The sequence below is a fragment of the Dysgonomonas sp. Marseille-Q5470 genome, from assembly GCF_951230145.1.
GTDB lineage: Bacteria > Bacteroidota > Bacteroidia > Bacteroidales > Dysgonomonadaceae > Dysgonomonas.
The window spans coordinates 314278-329354 of sequence record NZ_CATNVE010000002.1; the positions used below are offsets into that span (position 1 = coordinate 314278).

Here is a 15077-nt window from a genome sequence, read left to right on the forward strand (position 1 = left end):
GGCTGATAATCAAAGCATACCAACCTTTAGGAATAAAATTATATTATAATTTAGACTAAAGACAGTCTCACTCTTCGTTTACAAAGAAATAGCTTTTACTGCTTGTTTCTTATTTATTATATTCTCACAAAGTTCTGATTGTTACAGAATGTCTTATTTCAGGAACGATTTGAAAAATACGTCTTTGTATTCCATCCCAAGCTTCGATTGTGATTTTATTATCCGATTTGTTATTGATGTATTTTTCGAAGCCATACAGATAAGAAAATTGCGTAAAATAATCGGGTTTTGTAAATTCTTTCGCAATGTCATTATAGTATCCTGCACTCCAGAACATACAGTCGGAAAAGCCTTCCGAGTTGGTAAAGCGAGTGGTTTGATCTCTGAATACCATTGTATCATCTATGAAATAACGATATCCGGCAGACAGGACATCTTTGTTGCGTTCAAACTTTCTGTTGTTTACCTTTTCTATAATGTAGCCCGGACGTATACCGGCAATATAAGCAGGGGAATTAAAATCTACATCTTTGATATGTCCCAGATCATCTGCATCATAATAAATCCCTGTATAATTATATTTGTTTGTTTCTACAATATAATTAGCTTCTCTCTTGTTTTGAGTATACGGAAACTGTTTGAGCATCAAAGGTGTATGAAGCTTCACGTAGTCTTCGAGCGAATACTGAGCAGAAAGATAATCTTTGATATTACAATCCCATATTTGAGTTAGCTTCGAATTATCTATGTATTTACGATCATAGAAGCTAAAGCCATATTCCACTACGTATTGAGCCGAAGAGCCTACTTTAGGATCATTGGAATCAAATATAGGTAGAAGTACCAGTTGATTTTTGTCGCAGTCGTATCTCAACGACATAGGGTTATAATTCGGGTTGTTCAACCCGGTGTATCTGTTGTTGGGCGAGTAGCTGTAATATGCCTGTACTACTATATCCGGATCTGAAGTATCTCTAACCAGACCTTTCGACTGTAATTCTTTTTCTAATAAGGTTGTAATTTGCTTGTCTATAGCCGGCACATTCTTTCCCGCATCATAAAAGTCGTACGTGTGATAATCTGTGAAATCTACATCAGAGTTTGTCTGTACATGTAGCGGTAGCGTAAATATCTGATGATTGGTGTTTTCAAGGCTATAAAAAGAGTATACTTCAGATAATTGTTTTTCGCTTACTGAATTGGTCGCAATACATTTACGCATAAGCGGGTACTCCTTAAAGTAAGTATTCATATTGCGAATTGTAAATTTTACTTCGGGATCATATTTGTTGTCAAACAGCCAGTTTGCGATGGTCTGATTGTCTCTCAGATATGTGGCCTGCCCATTGATCTCCATTATTATATCATCGATTTTTATTCCTGATTTTTCGGCAGGAGAGTTGGGCTCTACTCCCGTAATAACCAATTCTCCATAACCCCAGTTTTGGTTTCTGCTAACTTCGAATGTTATGCCGTAATAGCAGTTTTTTTCATAGTCTTGGGCTTTTGCGTAAAAGGGAGTTATTAATAAAAGAAGAATAATATAAAGTACTTTGTTCATTTTGGGACCAGATTGAAAAATTAGAGCACAAAGATAGAACTAATAGATTAAATGCATGTTATCTCTTGCCGAAAAAAGATAATTCTAAAATTTTCTCTATGCGGGCTAAACTTGTTTTTTGTTATTTTGCCAATTTATCTATAATGGCAAGCATTTGATTGTAATTTTTGTCTATCGATTCTAATAATTTGTATTGTGCACGGGTACGTACTAAATTATGCGTGTCATATTTAACCTTATAATAATTGTCTCCGTCTATGTAATCCATCAGGAAGCGAAGCACTTGTTCGAATGTGATATATTTCGCTGAAAATGCAAGGTTCTCTATTTCGGCTGGAGTAAGAAATACTTTTGTCTCGGATAGGTAGCCTTTGGTGTAACCTTCAAAAATATCCATTTTGAGGTACACATTGTCGAGATTTTCATCATCTTCTTTACCTGCATTTGCATAAGAACGAATAGCGTCACCATAATCATTGAGGCAGATGCTGTTAAGTACTGTATCGAGATCGATTGCACAGAGTACATTTTCTTGTTTATCGAACAAGATATTGCTTATTTTAGTGTCGTTGTGAGTCACACGCATCGGTAGTTCCCCTGTCTCTGCTTTTGTCCAGAAGTCCAACATCTCTTTTCTACGGTTCTCTATCCAACCTATTTCCTGCTGTACCTGCGATTTTCTGCCTACGGGATCTTTAGCCAACACATCATCCCACTGGTTGAAACGTATGCGCATATTATGAAATCCGGGTAGTATATCTGCCAGAGGTTCTTTCATATCAGCCAGCATAGCCTGAAATTTTCCGATGCCTTTCCCTCCCTGTGCTGCCAGCTCAGGCGAATCGGCAAATTGATATGTTATCGTATCTTCTATAAATAAGCAGGCTGCCCAATATTCATTTTCTTCGTCTTTGTAATATAACTTCCCTTCGGTTGTGGGAGTAACGGTAAGTGCTTCACGAAGCGGATCTCCACCTTGTTCTTTTATCTTATGCTTTAGGTGTGTGGTTACCTTATGGATATTTTCCATCATGGATGGAATGTCTTTGAATATGTTTTTATTCTTGCGTTGAAGAATATAATTGGGGCTGTTTCCTTCTGTTTCTACAAAGAAAGTATCGTTGATAAGTCCCTCTCCCATAGGGCGAATTTCTTTTACTGTTCCGTCAAAAGCAAATTTGTAGCCCAAATTTATTAGTGTTTCTTTCATAATGGTAAATGATATAAATAAGGTTGCGCGATTTATCTGTGATACAAAAATAACGAAATCTTCCTAATTCTAAGCTTGCATTGTTTAGAGAAGAATGTAGAAGGACTACAAAAAGTAAAAATCTATAAATAGACTCTAAATAAATACGTAACTTTATACCGCGAAAAAATTATATAATAAATTAAAGGAAATAAATCATGTTTTCAGGAATAGTAGAAGAAGCAGCAACAGTAGTATCGTTACGTAAAGAAGCCGAAAACCTGCACCTTACAATGAAATGTTCATTCACTCACGAATTGAAGATAGACCAGAGTGTGGCGCATAACGGTGTTTGTCTTACAGTGGTAAATCTGGAGGGAGATACATATACAGTGACAGCTATAAAGGAAACATTGGAGCGCTCAAATCTTGGCTTGCTGAAAGTCGGAGATAAAGTAAATCTAGAACGCAGTATGCTGATGAACGGACGTCTCGATGGCCATATTGTACAGGGACATGTAGACCAGACAGCAAAATGTATTGAAATACGTGAAGCAGACGGTAGCTGGTACTTTAAGTTCGAATATGAATTTGACCGGGAAATGGCAAAAAAAGGATATCTTACTGTTGATAAAGGTTCTGTTACTGTTAACGGTGTCAGTCTTACCGTGGTTGATCCTACAAATAATACATTTGAGGTTGCTATTATTCCATATACATACGAGCATACGAACTTCCATCAATTTAAAGTAGGTAGTGTGGTTAATCTCGAATTTGATATTATAGGTAAATACATCAGCCGCATCACTCAACTTTGACCTTATGAAAAAGTACATTACTCTTTCATTCTTTTTATTTTTCTCTGTTTCAATATTGTCTCAAGAAGGGTCAAAGATTTTGCTAGAGAAGAAGTTATCTGAAATGTATAATGCAGATCAGGGTATACGCAAAAGTTTAATAAATATTGATACTCAGTATGCTGGAAGTGATTATTTAAAGGAACGAAAAGATAGTGTACTAACTATAATGAAAAAGGTTGATAAAGAGAATCAACTATTTGTATCCCATTTACTCGATTCGATTGGATGGCCTTCTGACTTGTCTTTTCAGGGTAATATGGCAATATTTCTGGTTATACAGCATTCCGATAGTGCCTATATGAATAAATATGCATATATAGTTGAAGAAGGATATATAAAAGGAAGCATTGTTCCTGACCTCTACGCTATATTTAAAGATCGTATATTGGTGTATGCTAATAAAGCTCAGATTTATGGTTCACAAATCATCAACGGTTATGTATGGCCTATTGAAGACGTGGAAAATGTAGATGATAGAAGGAAGAAAATGAATTTGTCATCTATGGATGAATATTTGAAATCTTTTGGTAGTAATGCTATTACTTGGGATAAGAAAATGACAGTGGAACGTATGCATATAAAAATAATAGGAGACTAAGGTTTATGGATTTCTACGAACTGGTGAAGCATCGCCAAAGTACACGAGCTTTTGATACTACACGTGCAGTAGATAGAGAAATTATAGCCCGCATACTTGATGCCGGACGTTTAGCTCCTTCGGCATGCAATGCGCAGCCGTGGCATTTTATTGTAGTCGACGAACCCGAATTGAAGAACAAGGTGGCCGATGCTGCTTCAGCTCGTCTGTTGGGGATAAATCATTTTACGAAGCAAGCTCCTGTTCATATCGTAGTAGTTGAAGAAAAAGTAAATTTGAGTTCGGGAATTGGTGGTATTGTAAAAGACAAGCATTTTGCATTTCTGGATATCGGTATAGCTACCGCACATATTTGCCTTGCAGCAGAAGCTGAAGGATTGGGAAGTTGTATATTGGGTTGGTTTGCCGAATCGAAAATGAAGAAATTACTCAATATCCCAGACAATAAGAGAGTGGTACTTGACATTATTATCGGTTATCCGGCTCAACCTTTACGAGACAAAAAACGGAAGACTACTGAAGAGGTGATTTCATATAACACATACAAATAGAGTTATTTCACATTTCCTATGGAGAAGAAATATTGGTTTTTTCTTATCATCTTTACCCTGGTAGCAGTTTGGTCGGGGTATCAGCCCTATGAGGCCGGATTATGGTTTTTGGAAGCCGGGATATGCCTTGCGGCAGTCGTTATATTGATGACTACTTTCAAGCGATTTCGCTTTACGGATATGACCTATATTTTTATTCTCATCCATCTTATCATTTTGTTTGTGGGAGCTCATTATTCTTATGCCCGCGTACCGCTGTTCGATTGTGTAAAAGAGGTTTTTGATCAGGACAGGAATAATTACGATAAGGTCGGGCATTTTGCACAAGGCTTTATTCCTGCTATGGTTGCTCGTGAGCTGCTCATACGTTTGGATGTGGTTCGGAAGAAAGGCTGGATTCCATTCTTTGTTACTTGCATTTGTCTAGCAATTAGTGCCTTTTACGAACTGATAGAGTGGTGGACTGCGGTTTTGTCGGGAGACGGAGCAGAAGATTTTCTGGGTACACAAGGGTATGTATGGGATACCCAGTCGGATATGTTTTGTGCTATGATCGGGGCTATTTGTATGCTGATATTCTTTTCAAGATTACAGGATAGGCAAATAAATAAAATGGCTCGTCCTGATTATTCAGAAAAAAATAATTAATCAATATTTTTTAGATATACATCTAACTTGCAATTAAAATAATGAGATTGACACCAAAACAAGAGGGGAACATTATAATGTTCATTGTGATTTGCGTATTTGCAATCAATATCCCTGTCAACAAATATGTATATTCTCATGGATACCTATCTTCGTTTGGCATGACGCTTATGCGTATGTTATTTGGAGCACTTGCTTTTTGGTTTACTTCTTTATTCACTCCAAAAGAAAAGATAGAGAAAAAAGATATGTTGATTCTATTTGTCGGTGGACTTTTTGGTATGGTACTCAATCAGGGGCTTTTTGCTTATGGTCTTAGCCGTACGTCTACTATCGATGCTTCTATAATAACTACAGCAGGACCCTTGTTTGCTATGATTATAGCAGCCATTGTACTAAAAGAACCCGTAACGGCAAAGAAAGTAGGAGGTGTGGTTGTCGGTGCCGCCGGTGCTATATTTTTGGTATATACGAGTCATTTGGGACATCCCGGACAGGAAGCGGATATGATCGGAAACTTGTCGGTGGCGAGTGCTTCTTTTTCGTATGCCTTTTACTTGGTTATAACACGTCCGTTGTCAACTAAATATTCGCCTATCACATTGATGAAATGGATGTTTCTTTACTCAGCGATTGTCTTGTCTCCAATTTTTTATAAAGAAATAACAGAGGCTCCGTTATTTAGTCAAAAGGATATATTACCCTATCTCCTTGTCGGGTTTACACTCGTGGGTGCTACATTTTTCACTTATATGATGATTCCATTGGCTCAACGGCGAATAAGGCCGACCACGATAGCGATGTATAATAATTTACAACCTCTCATCGCCTCCTTTATCGCAATATCGGTGGGAATGGATAAATTTACAATAGATAAACTGATTGCTGGTATCCTTATTTTTATGGGCGTGTATCTGGTAACAGCAAGTAAATCGAAAGCGGATATAGACAAAGTAACTCAAAATATTAATTAAAATATTAGTATGGATTTGGATATATTTAAGAAAACTGGTAAAGTAAAAATAACATGTTTATTGTTGATAGTATTAGGGGTAGTTGTGAGACTATTCTTTTTTGACTATATATACTGTGACTATAAATTCTTTTTGAATGAGTGGGTCGAATATATCAGGAATAATGGATATGCTTATTCACTAAAGGATTCTTTTTATAACTATACGCCGAGTTATATTTACATACTTATATTACTTGCTAAAATTGATGTTTACTCACTTTATAGCATAAAGGTAGTTTCATTACTATTCGATTTTTTAGCTGCTTATTTTATTTCAGCTTTGGTTTATCTGGTAAGTAAAAATAATACGGCCAGATGGATATCGTTTACCCTTGCCACTTTGTTGCCTACAGTTATACTAAATGGAGCACTTTGGTCTCAGTGCGACTCTATTTATTCTTCTTTTGCAATAGGAAGTGTATTCTTCCTGTTGAAACGAAAAAATATTATGTCAATGATATTTCTTGGGATAGCATTCGCCTTTAAGGCTCAGGCTAGTGTCCTTTTGCCATTTTTCTTTATCTATATGATAAGAGGAGGAATTAAATGGTATTACTTCTTTATTATTCCCACTGTGTATGTCTTTTCTTTATTGCCGGCATGGATTATGGGGCGTCCATTAGCGGATTTGATATTAGTATACCAGATGCAATCTAATTTTGATAATGCATTAGTCTCATTTTTTCCGAATATTTATATATGGATAGAGTACTTCATCCCAGCGGATAAGATATATGGCATGCTTTTTACTGCAATATTTGTTTTATCAATGGGTTTTATACTTATGCAGAAAAAATACATATTCACACTGGAATCATGGGTAAAGCTTATCTTCTTAAGTTGCATCATTTGCCCTTTTGTCCTACCTGGAATGCGTGAACGTTATATGTATCTCGGAGATTTAATAGCTGTTGCATATATATGTCTTTACCCGAGAAAAGCATACTTGGCTGTAGGGATACTTTTCGTTTCATTTTATTCTTATATAAGAACGCTTAATTATTTTGGCGTATTTCTTGGAGATAATAATGTTAATCCTTTGAAGGTATTATCTTTTTTTAATCTTATTCCATGGAAAGCTGTATCTCTCTTATATTTAGGTATAATAATGCTGGTTGTGACGGATTTTGTGAAATCGTTGAGAACCAATGTGGTCGAAAAAGAATTCTAGTTGAAAATAAAGAGTAAATTTGTAGATTAATATTATTTGAATGTGATGAAGAAAGTAAGAATCATATTGCTATTTATACTTTTGCCATTGGCCTGTTCTGCTCAATTTTTAGGAGTAGGTGTTCAGTATGCCGATGCCAAAGGAAAAGGAAATGACTTCCAGTTTGCAGCCAACGCCTCTTATCCGGTATGGCATAAAAAGAATCCTTTCAATTCTTTTATATCCAGTGGTATCGATTACACGGGAGGGAGCTCACCTGTTGCAGGACTAAACCTGAAACCTATACAGCTTACTAGTTTTATCAGCGAATCGTTATTCAATAAAAATAAGGTAACAGTTCTTGTGGGATGCGATGCAGGTTATTTGTTTAACTTCAGGCATGGTAAAGATGGAATTGTAATCACTCCGAATGTATATATAGATTATAAATTCTTTTTTGCAAAAGCGGGGTATGACTTTAATGTAACAGGAAACGAACAGCAGTTCTTTGTCCGTGCCGGATTTTGTTTTGGTATGGGTTCTATCAAGTCCTTTGTGAAAACCGAAATATGGTAATATTCGGATAATAATCATATTTTTAGTATCTGTAAATATAGTATAATGAGGAAAGTCTTTTTTGTCTTTTTTATGCTGATGCCTATCATGGCGTTCGCTCAATATCTAGGTGTTGGCGCTCAGTTTGCTCAAAAAGATAGATTGCAGCTTTCAGTAAATAGCTACATTCCTCAGTTTGTATTGAATGATAAATCCGCACCCTTCATATTCGGAATAGGCGGAGGTACAGATTATATTTCTCCTGCTTCGTCATCGGTTTCAGGTTTAAATATAAAGCCTGCTTCATTCTTTGTTATTACAAACAATTATTCTCCATTTACAGCCGCCGTTAAGTTTGATGCGGGTTATAATTTTGGCTTCGGACGTGGTAATGGCATCGTCTTATCGCCTAACCTGTATTTTGACGCTTACATGTGCTATGTTTCGGCAGGTTATGACTACAATACGTTTAATGGCAGAGGTCAATTCTATGTTCGCATTGGAGCCGGGCTGACTTTGGGGCTCTTGAAGTCTCTGGTTAATAGGTGATATATGAGAATCTCATCGCTTAATATCTTATAATAGATAACTCTAAACTTACAACTATTTTTACTAATTTTGCAGATTATTTTATCTCGCATTAATTATCCTTTCAAAGAATGAAAATTGCAGCGTTGGTATCGGGAGGCGTAGATAGCTCTGTGGTTGTACATCAACTTAAAGAACAAGGCTACGATCCTACGATATTTTATATACGAATAGGTATGGAGGACGAACAAGGTTATATTGATTGTCCTGCAGAAGAAGATATAGAAATTACAACATATATTGCTAAAAAATATGGTTGTAAAATGGAAGTGGTATCATTACATGAAGAGTATTGGGAGAATGTAGTGAGCTATACAATAGATGCGGTGAAGCGTGGTCTTACACCCAACCCCGACATGATGTGTAACAAGCTGATCAAATTTGGATGTTTCGAACAAAAATGGGGACACGAGTTTGACAAGATAGCGACAGGTCACTATGCTACAACTACAGAAATAAATAGCAAGACGTGGCTGTCGACAGCTAAGGATCATGTTAAAGATCAGACCTATTTTCTTGGACAAATAGATTACCTACAGGTTTCTAAGCTCATGTTTCCAATAGGTAACTTGCTTAAAAGCGAAGTCAGGGCTATTGCTGCACAGGCAGGACTGCCATCGGCTCAACGTAAGGATAGCCAAGGTATTTGTTTTTTGGGTAAGATCAATTATAATGATTTTATTCGCCGATATCTGGGTGAGCGCAAAGGTAAGATCGTAGAGCTGGAAACAGGTAAAATACTGGGTAAGCATGATGGGTATTGGTATCATACCATAGGGCAACGCAAAGGCTTAGGGCTGAGTGGCGGACCTTGGTTTGTAATCAAGAAAGATACCAAACGAAATATCGTGTATGTTTCTAACGGATACGACCCGGAAACCCAATATGGGAAAGTGGTAAATCTGGCCGGATTTTCTTTTATCACCGAAGATATTTGGGGCGACTTTGAAGGCTCTAAAGATATAACATTCAAGATACGTCATACCCCTGAATTTACCAGGGGTAGGATTGAAAAAATAGGGGACTTATACCGTATATATTCTGATGATAAAGTGCAAGGTATTGCTTCCGGACAGTTTGGTGTGGTGTACGACAGCGACTCTAAACTGTGTATTGGTAGCGGTATGATTGCAAATGATGAAGATTAAATATTTTTTCATATAGTGGCAACGTAGGTTTTATTAGTAAAACTGCCACCTTACACAATTCACAACATAATTCTTTCTACCATGTTCTTTTTTGCTGATTTGACAAACATAGAGGTTGTCGATATAATTGAAGTATTGGGTACAATAGCATTTGCCATCAGTGGTATCCGTTTGGCTTCGGCGAAGCGTTTCGATTGGTTTGGCGCTATTGTCATTGGCTTTGTGACCGCTACCGGAGGAGGAACTCTTCGTGATCTTCTTCTCGATGTTCCCGTATTTTGGATGCAGGCGAGCCGTTATATATGGTGTACGCTTTTTGCTTTTATCATAGTTCTTGGTTTTCGTAAATATCTGGTTCATCTCAATAATACGATATTTTGGTTCGACTGTATCGGTCTCGGGCTATTTGTTGTAGTAGGATACGAGAAGGCTTTGGCGCTCGGTTATCCGATATGGGTATGTGTATCTATGGCTACCATAACCGGTATCGTAGGGGGGATAATACGAGATATTCTTATCAATGAAGTTCCTATCGTATTTACTCAGGAGTTATATGCCGTTGCCTGTATTTTAGGTGGAATATTGTTTAGTGTTCTTTATTATTTCGATATCCAACTGTTAGTGATAGAAGTTTCCACAGCCGTATTTGTAGTGGTGATTCGATTTTTTGCTACCAGATATCATATCAAATTGCCGATACTAAAAGGAGAGGATTAGGTAAGGGATAATTTTTTATACCGCGGTTATACACTTCAGAAATGATATCCATATAGTTTTGGGATGAATATTCTTCATTCAGTAAAATTTAGGAGGTTTGTTCGATAATTTTTATACTTTTGCATAGCAAAAAACAAGATAATAACGATTATATAAATATTTATGGGAAGAGCGTTTGAATACCGCAAAGCGACAAAGCTGAAACGCTGGGGGAATATGGCCCGCGTATTTACTAAGTTGGGAAGACAAATTACTATAGCTGTGAAAGAAGGCGGTCCCGAACCGGATACCAATCCTCGTCTTCGTGTATTGGTACAGCAGGCAAAAAAAGAAAATATGCCTAAAGAGAACGTAGAACGTGCCATCAAAAAAGCTACATCGAAAGATGAGGCTGATTATAAAGAGGTGGTATATGAAGGATACGGACCTTTTGGTATTGCTATAGTAGTAGAAACTGCGACAGACAACCCTACCCGTACGGTGGCTAATGTGCGTAGCTACTTCAATAAGCATAACGGATCTCTTGGTACATCAGGTAGTCTTGAGTTTTTGTTCGACCATAAATGCGTATTTAAGATTGCACCCAAAGAAGGTGTTTCGCTAGAAGACCTAGAGCTCGAATTGATCGATTATGGTGTGGATGAATTAGAACACGATGAAGACGATATTATCCTTTATGGTGAATTCAAATCTTACTCCGAAATTCAAAAATATCTTGAAGAAAACGGCTATGAAATCCATAGTGCCGAATTTGAACGCATTCCGAACGATCTGAAAGAACTAACAAAAGAGCAACAGGAGCAAATCCAGAAGTTGTTGGATAAATTTGAGGACGATGATGATGTTCAGAATGTTTTCCACAATATGAAAGAAGACTTCGAAGAATAAGAAAAAATATATTAAAATAAAAAAAGCTGTAAAATCTTAATTTTACAGCTTTTTTTATTTTAGTAAGGCTTACTATAAAAGTCAAGCACCGAATGGGTATAAATACAATAGTCTATAGGGAACTTTCGTTGGAAAATAGTAGGATTTTTAGCTCCTATTGGTACAAGCATTATATCCGATTTGCCATTTATTTTGATTTTATCCTCTTTAGGTATATTTTCTCTATTATCAAACTTGTGCGAAAAGTAGTATAAATAGGGATATATCCATGCTGTATATTGATCAGGATTGAGTTCTTTATCGTCGGATAGTATTTGTATATCTTTTTTATCTGTTATAGCCTTTTGTAATTCTACAGCATTCAATGGTATATCGTTTAAGCAGAAGATAGCGTCCCATTGAGGATCTACCATTACCCATTTGTCGAAGTCGTTCAAAAAAACTTCCATTACTACATGTCCTGCGCCGGATGGGGTTGTTTCCACGTCTTTTCTCTTTAGTGCTAATGTGCGGGATGGCAGCCCTATGGCGTTCAGACAAGCGGTTGTTACTATCCCGTATTCTACACAACGAAACTGTTGACCTTTCTTTACTTCCTCCAGAATATATAATGCGTCATTTTTTTCGGGAGTATTGTATCCATTGTGTTTCCAAAGCTTATGCACCCATGACGATATATTTCGTACTTTCTCCAAGTCTGTTTTTCCTTTGGCTGCAATGCTATCTATTGGATACTCTTTTTTCAATCGTTCCAAATATGGGTTATTCATTCCACTTTCATAGATGAATTTGAGGTCATTATTTTGTTCTACTGTATCAAAAGTTATCTCATTTGTTTCAATACCGTTTTGAATAATGATAACCAAAGGCTTCATTCCGGCTTTTTCTATATTAAATGTGAACTTGCTATTTTCAGGAATACGTGTTTTTATACTGTCAGTATCTGTATAAAGAGAGAAATCAAGAGGATTAATGTTGATCGGAACTTTGATCGTATCGCTTCTCTGATCCGAAAATGGCATTGATTCATTTGATATTGATCCATTTACAATGAACTTTACTGTTTCAGAATTAGCTTTTATGGTTGTACTACTGTTTGATTGGGCATATAAACAATATGATGCCATGATCATATAACAAATAAATAATGCAATTCTTTTCATAATTTTATTAATTGTGTTTCATATATGACGAAGATGGAATGTAAATAGTTACAAATTATATCAGATATTTTCGTTTAAATTGTTTTTTGCCGAGGTGCGGATATATATTATAACTGTCGCTATCTGTTTCATTTCTCTTTCTCTCAATATATCCGTTTTTCATTTATTGGTTATGATGAATATATAGATTTGTTTGTAGTGACAAAAAGGTGTTCCAAATTTATTTTAATGGGAGAATTTAATTTTTACTTTTCTATCTTTGCATACTATCATTTTAAATTTAAAAATAAATTATGTCATTATATTTGAGTATAATATTACTAATTGTAGTCCTCAATTTTGTATGGACACAATATCTTGCTTACCGTAACAGGAAGCGTATGAGTCCCGAAATTCCTTCTCAGTTGGAGGGGATTTATGATGATGAAGAATATGCAAAGCAACAGGCTTACCAAAAGGAAAATAGTCGTTTTGGGTTATATGGCAGTCTTTTTTCTTTTTCAGTACTTCTCTTAGTACTGGTCTTCGGACTTTTTGGCTGGTTGGATGAATTCCTAAGGCAATTTATTAGTAATGAAATATTATTGACACTTTCTTTCTTTGGAGTGATCTATCTGATCAATGAGATTTTGAGTCTTCCATTCGATTATTATAATACGTTTGTCATCGAAGAACGGTTTGGATTCAATAAGTCTACCAAAACTATTTTCTGGCTCGATCAACTAAAGGGACTTTTGTTAGCAGTTGTTTTGGGAGGAACTATTCTGGCTCTTATTACATGGCTGTATACTGCAATCGGCGAATTGGCGTGGCTCTATGCCTGGGGTGCTATTACTGTGGTCTCTTTGTTTATGACCTTATTTTATTCCAATATAATTGTGCCATTATTTAATAAGCAAACGCCTTTAGGGGAAGGTGAGTTGCGTGATGCAATTGAGGCTTTTGCTCAAAAAGCAGGATTTGCAATTAACAATATCTATGTAATGGATGCTTCTAAGCGTTCGACCAAGGCCAATGCTTACTTTACAGGATTTGGAGCAAAGAAACGTATTGTTTTGTTTGACACGTTAATAAATGATTTAGATAAAGACGAAATTGTAGCTGTACTAGCCCATGAAATAGGGCATTACAAGAAGAAACATACACTGCAAGGTATGTTTATTTCTATTTGTTATACAGGAATCTTGTTGTTTTTACTGTCATTGCTTCTCGACAATAAAGATATTGCAATAGCTTTGGGTGGTCAATCAGCATCGTTTCATCTAGGTCTTATAGCTTTTTCTATTTTCTTTACTCCGGTTTCTTTTGTTATTAATGTGCTTTCGAGTATTCATAGCCGTAAAAATGAGTATCAAGCAGATGGTTATGCAGCCGGATTTGGGTTGGCTGATTCACTTATTAGTGGGCTAAAGAAATTGTCGGTCAAATCATTAAGCAATCTGAATCCCGATTCATTATATGTGTTTTTTAATTATTCGCATCCTACATTATTGCAGCGTATAAAAGCAATGAAAAAATAAGAATCTCATTTAAACCTTTATTATCGGCTTAGATCTTATAATTATACACAATGTTGTATTTAATATAATACACTATGAAACGCATATATATAATTCTTGTTTCTGCTCTTATAAGTATGAGCCTTTATTCTCAACCGGGTAGAGATAGAGACGTAAGGAAAGATTACCCGATGGATCAATACCAAAGAAATATCAGCAGGGATATTTTTGGCTATTTACAATACGAAAATAGTAGGGGAGAAAGAGCTTCGCTAAAAAAGGACGTTTTCGACAACTGGATATATAGTGACAATAGAAATAACGAAGTAAAATACTCTAAAGAATATTGGAATTCTATACTTCAAGATTTTCATCAAAATGATAAAAGGATCTTTCTATGGTTGATAGAAATGTATGCTGATCAGTCAAATTATAAAGAAGAGTACAAAGTCGATATTTTTGGTTATCAGCAATACGAAAACAACAAAGGACAGAGAGCCTCTCTCAAAAAGGATGTTTTTGACGCATGGGTATACAGCGATAGTAGGAATAATGAAATAAAATATTCGAAAGAATATCGCGAAGATATGCTTCGTTACTCTTATTACGATGATATGGACGCTTTTTTTCGGTTCAAAGATATGTGCGGAAACCTGTCAAATTACAAAGAAGAATACAAAATAGATATTTTCGGTTATCAGCAATATCAAAACAATCAGGGAGAAAAAGCATCATTGAAGAAAGATATTTTCGACAGAATGGTTTATGAAGATAATAAAGGAACGAAAATAGAACTTGATGAAAGAGACTGGTCTAGATTATTGAGAAAATATCATTCGGATAAAGAAGTGTTTATGATGTTTATCCAGCGTTATTTGTTCGATAACTGATTGTCCTCTTTCATTTGTGAACATTCTGTAAATTATCTAATCTGTGGTATTTCATTT

16 protein-coding genes are annotated in these 15077 nt (G+C 35.9%); 13 read left to right on the plus strand and 3 right to left on the minus strand.

Annotation, left to right across the window (positions count from 1 at the left end):
* Positions 1-124: 124 nt before the first annotated feature.
* Both QOX35_RS04645 and QOX35_RS04650 read right to left on the minus strand, forming a co-directional pair.
* A complete protein-coding gene (locus tag QOX35_RS04645; RefSeq protein WP_135104925.1) occupies positions 125-1561 on the minus strand; it encodes a PDZ domain-containing protein in 1437 nt (478 codons plus the stop codon).
* Between the two features lie 121 nt (positions 1562-1682).
* Positions 1683-2771 carry a phosphotransferase enzyme family protein gene (locus QOX35_RS04650; protein ID WP_283685968.1) on the minus strand — a complete coding sequence of 363 codons (1089 nt, stop codon included), beginning with the start codon at positions 2769-2771 and terminating at the stop codon, positions 1683-1685.
* A gap of 197 nt (positions 2772-2968) precedes the next feature.
* Between QOX35_RS04650 and QOX35_RS04655 the strand changes: the two genes are divergently transcribed.
* From QOX35_RS04655 to QOX35_RS04705, 11 genes are all read left to right on the plus strand, one after another.
* Positions 2969-3568 (plus strand): riboflavin synthase, encoded by a 600-nt coding sequence (locus QOX35_RS04655; protein WP_283685969.1) that lies wholly within the window; start codon positions 2969-2971, stop codon positions 3566-3568.
* A 4-nt stretch (positions 3569-3572) separates the two neighbouring features.
* Positions 3573-4208, plus strand: a complete 636-nt coding sequence (locus QOX35_RS04660; RefSeq protein WP_283685970.1) for a DUF6624 domain-containing protein — start codon at positions 3573-3575, stop codon at positions 4206-4208.
* A 5-nt stretch (positions 4209-4213) separates the two neighbouring features.
* Positions 4214-4759, plus strand: coding sequence for a nitroreductase family protein (locus QOX35_RS04665; RefSeq protein ID WP_283685971.1), 546 nt, complete (start codon positions 4214-4216; stop codon positions 4757-4759).
* An 18-nt stretch (positions 4760-4777) separates the two neighbouring features.
* A complete protein-coding gene (locus tag QOX35_RS04670) occupies positions 4778-5407 on the plus strand; it encodes a DUF2238 domain-containing protein (protein ID WP_283685972.1) in 630 nt (209 codons plus the stop codon).
* 41 nt (positions 5408-5448) lie between these two features.
* Positions 5449-6381: a DMT family transporter gene (locus QOX35_RS04675; RefSeq protein WP_283685973.1), complete on the plus strand. Its 933-nt coding sequence runs from the start codon at positions 5449-5451 to the stop codon at positions 6379-6381.
* Between the two features lie 9 nt (positions 6382-6390).
* Complete coding sequence (locus QOX35_RS04680; RefSeq protein WP_283685974.1) at positions 6391-7593, plus strand: putative hexosyltransferase; 1203 nt, start codon at positions 6391-6393, stop codon at positions 7591-7593.
* A gap of 45 nt (positions 7594-7638) precedes the next feature.
* Positions 7639-8148 carry a hypothetical protein gene (locus tag QOX35_RS04685; protein WP_283685975.1) on the plus strand — a complete coding sequence of 170 codons (510 nt, stop codon included), beginning with the start codon at positions 7639-7641 and terminating at the stop codon, positions 8146-8148.
* A 45-nt stretch (positions 8149-8193) separates the two neighbouring features.
* On the plus strand, positions 8194-8676 hold the full coding sequence (locus QOX35_RS04690; RefSeq protein ID WP_283685976.1) for a hypothetical protein: 483 nt from the start codon (positions 8194-8196) through the stop codon (positions 8674-8676).
* A 110-nt stretch (positions 8677-8786) separates the two neighbouring features.
* Entirely contained in the window at positions 8787-9863 is a 1077-nt protein-coding gene (gene mnmA / locus QOX35_RS04695) for a tRNA 2-thiouridine(34) synthase MnmA (protein WP_283685977.1), read from the plus strand.
* A gap of 81 nt (positions 9864-9944) precedes the next feature.
* Positions 9945-10580 (plus strand): trimeric intracellular cation channel family protein, encoded by a 636-nt coding sequence (locus tag QOX35_RS04700; RefSeq protein ID WP_135104934.1) that lies wholly within the window; start codon positions 9945-9947, stop codon positions 10578-10580.
* A 162-nt stretch (positions 10581-10742) separates the two neighbouring features.
* Complete coding sequence (locus tag QOX35_RS04705; RefSeq protein ID WP_135104935.1) at positions 10743-11468, plus strand: YebC/PmpR family DNA-binding transcriptional regulator; 726 nt, start codon at positions 10743-10745, stop codon at positions 11466-11468.
* 59 nt (positions 11469-11527) lie between these two features.
* On the opposite strand, the gene QOX35_RS04710 is transcribed toward QOX35_RS04705, so the two are convergent.
* On the minus strand, positions 11528-12631 hold the full coding sequence (locus tag QOX35_RS04710) for a transglutaminase-like domain-containing protein (RefSeq protein WP_283685978.1): 1104 nt from the start codon (positions 12629-12631) through the stop codon (positions 11528-11530).
* A 293-nt stretch (positions 12632-12924) separates the two neighbouring features.
* Between QOX35_RS04710 and QOX35_RS04715 the strand changes: the two genes are divergently transcribed.
* The gene (locus QOX35_RS04715; protein WP_283685979.1) at positions 12925-14151 is read left to right on the plus strand and encodes a M48 family metallopeptidase; all 1227 of its coding nucleotides are present in this window, start codon (positions 12925-12927) and stop codon (positions 14149-14151) included.
* Positions 14152-14225: 74 nt separating this feature from the next.
* A complete protein-coding gene (locus tag QOX35_RS04720; RefSeq protein ID WP_283685980.1) occupies positions 14226-15020 on the plus strand; it encodes a hypothetical protein in 795 nt (264 codons plus the stop codon).
* The last annotated feature ends 57 nt before the right edge of the window (positions 15021-15077 follow it).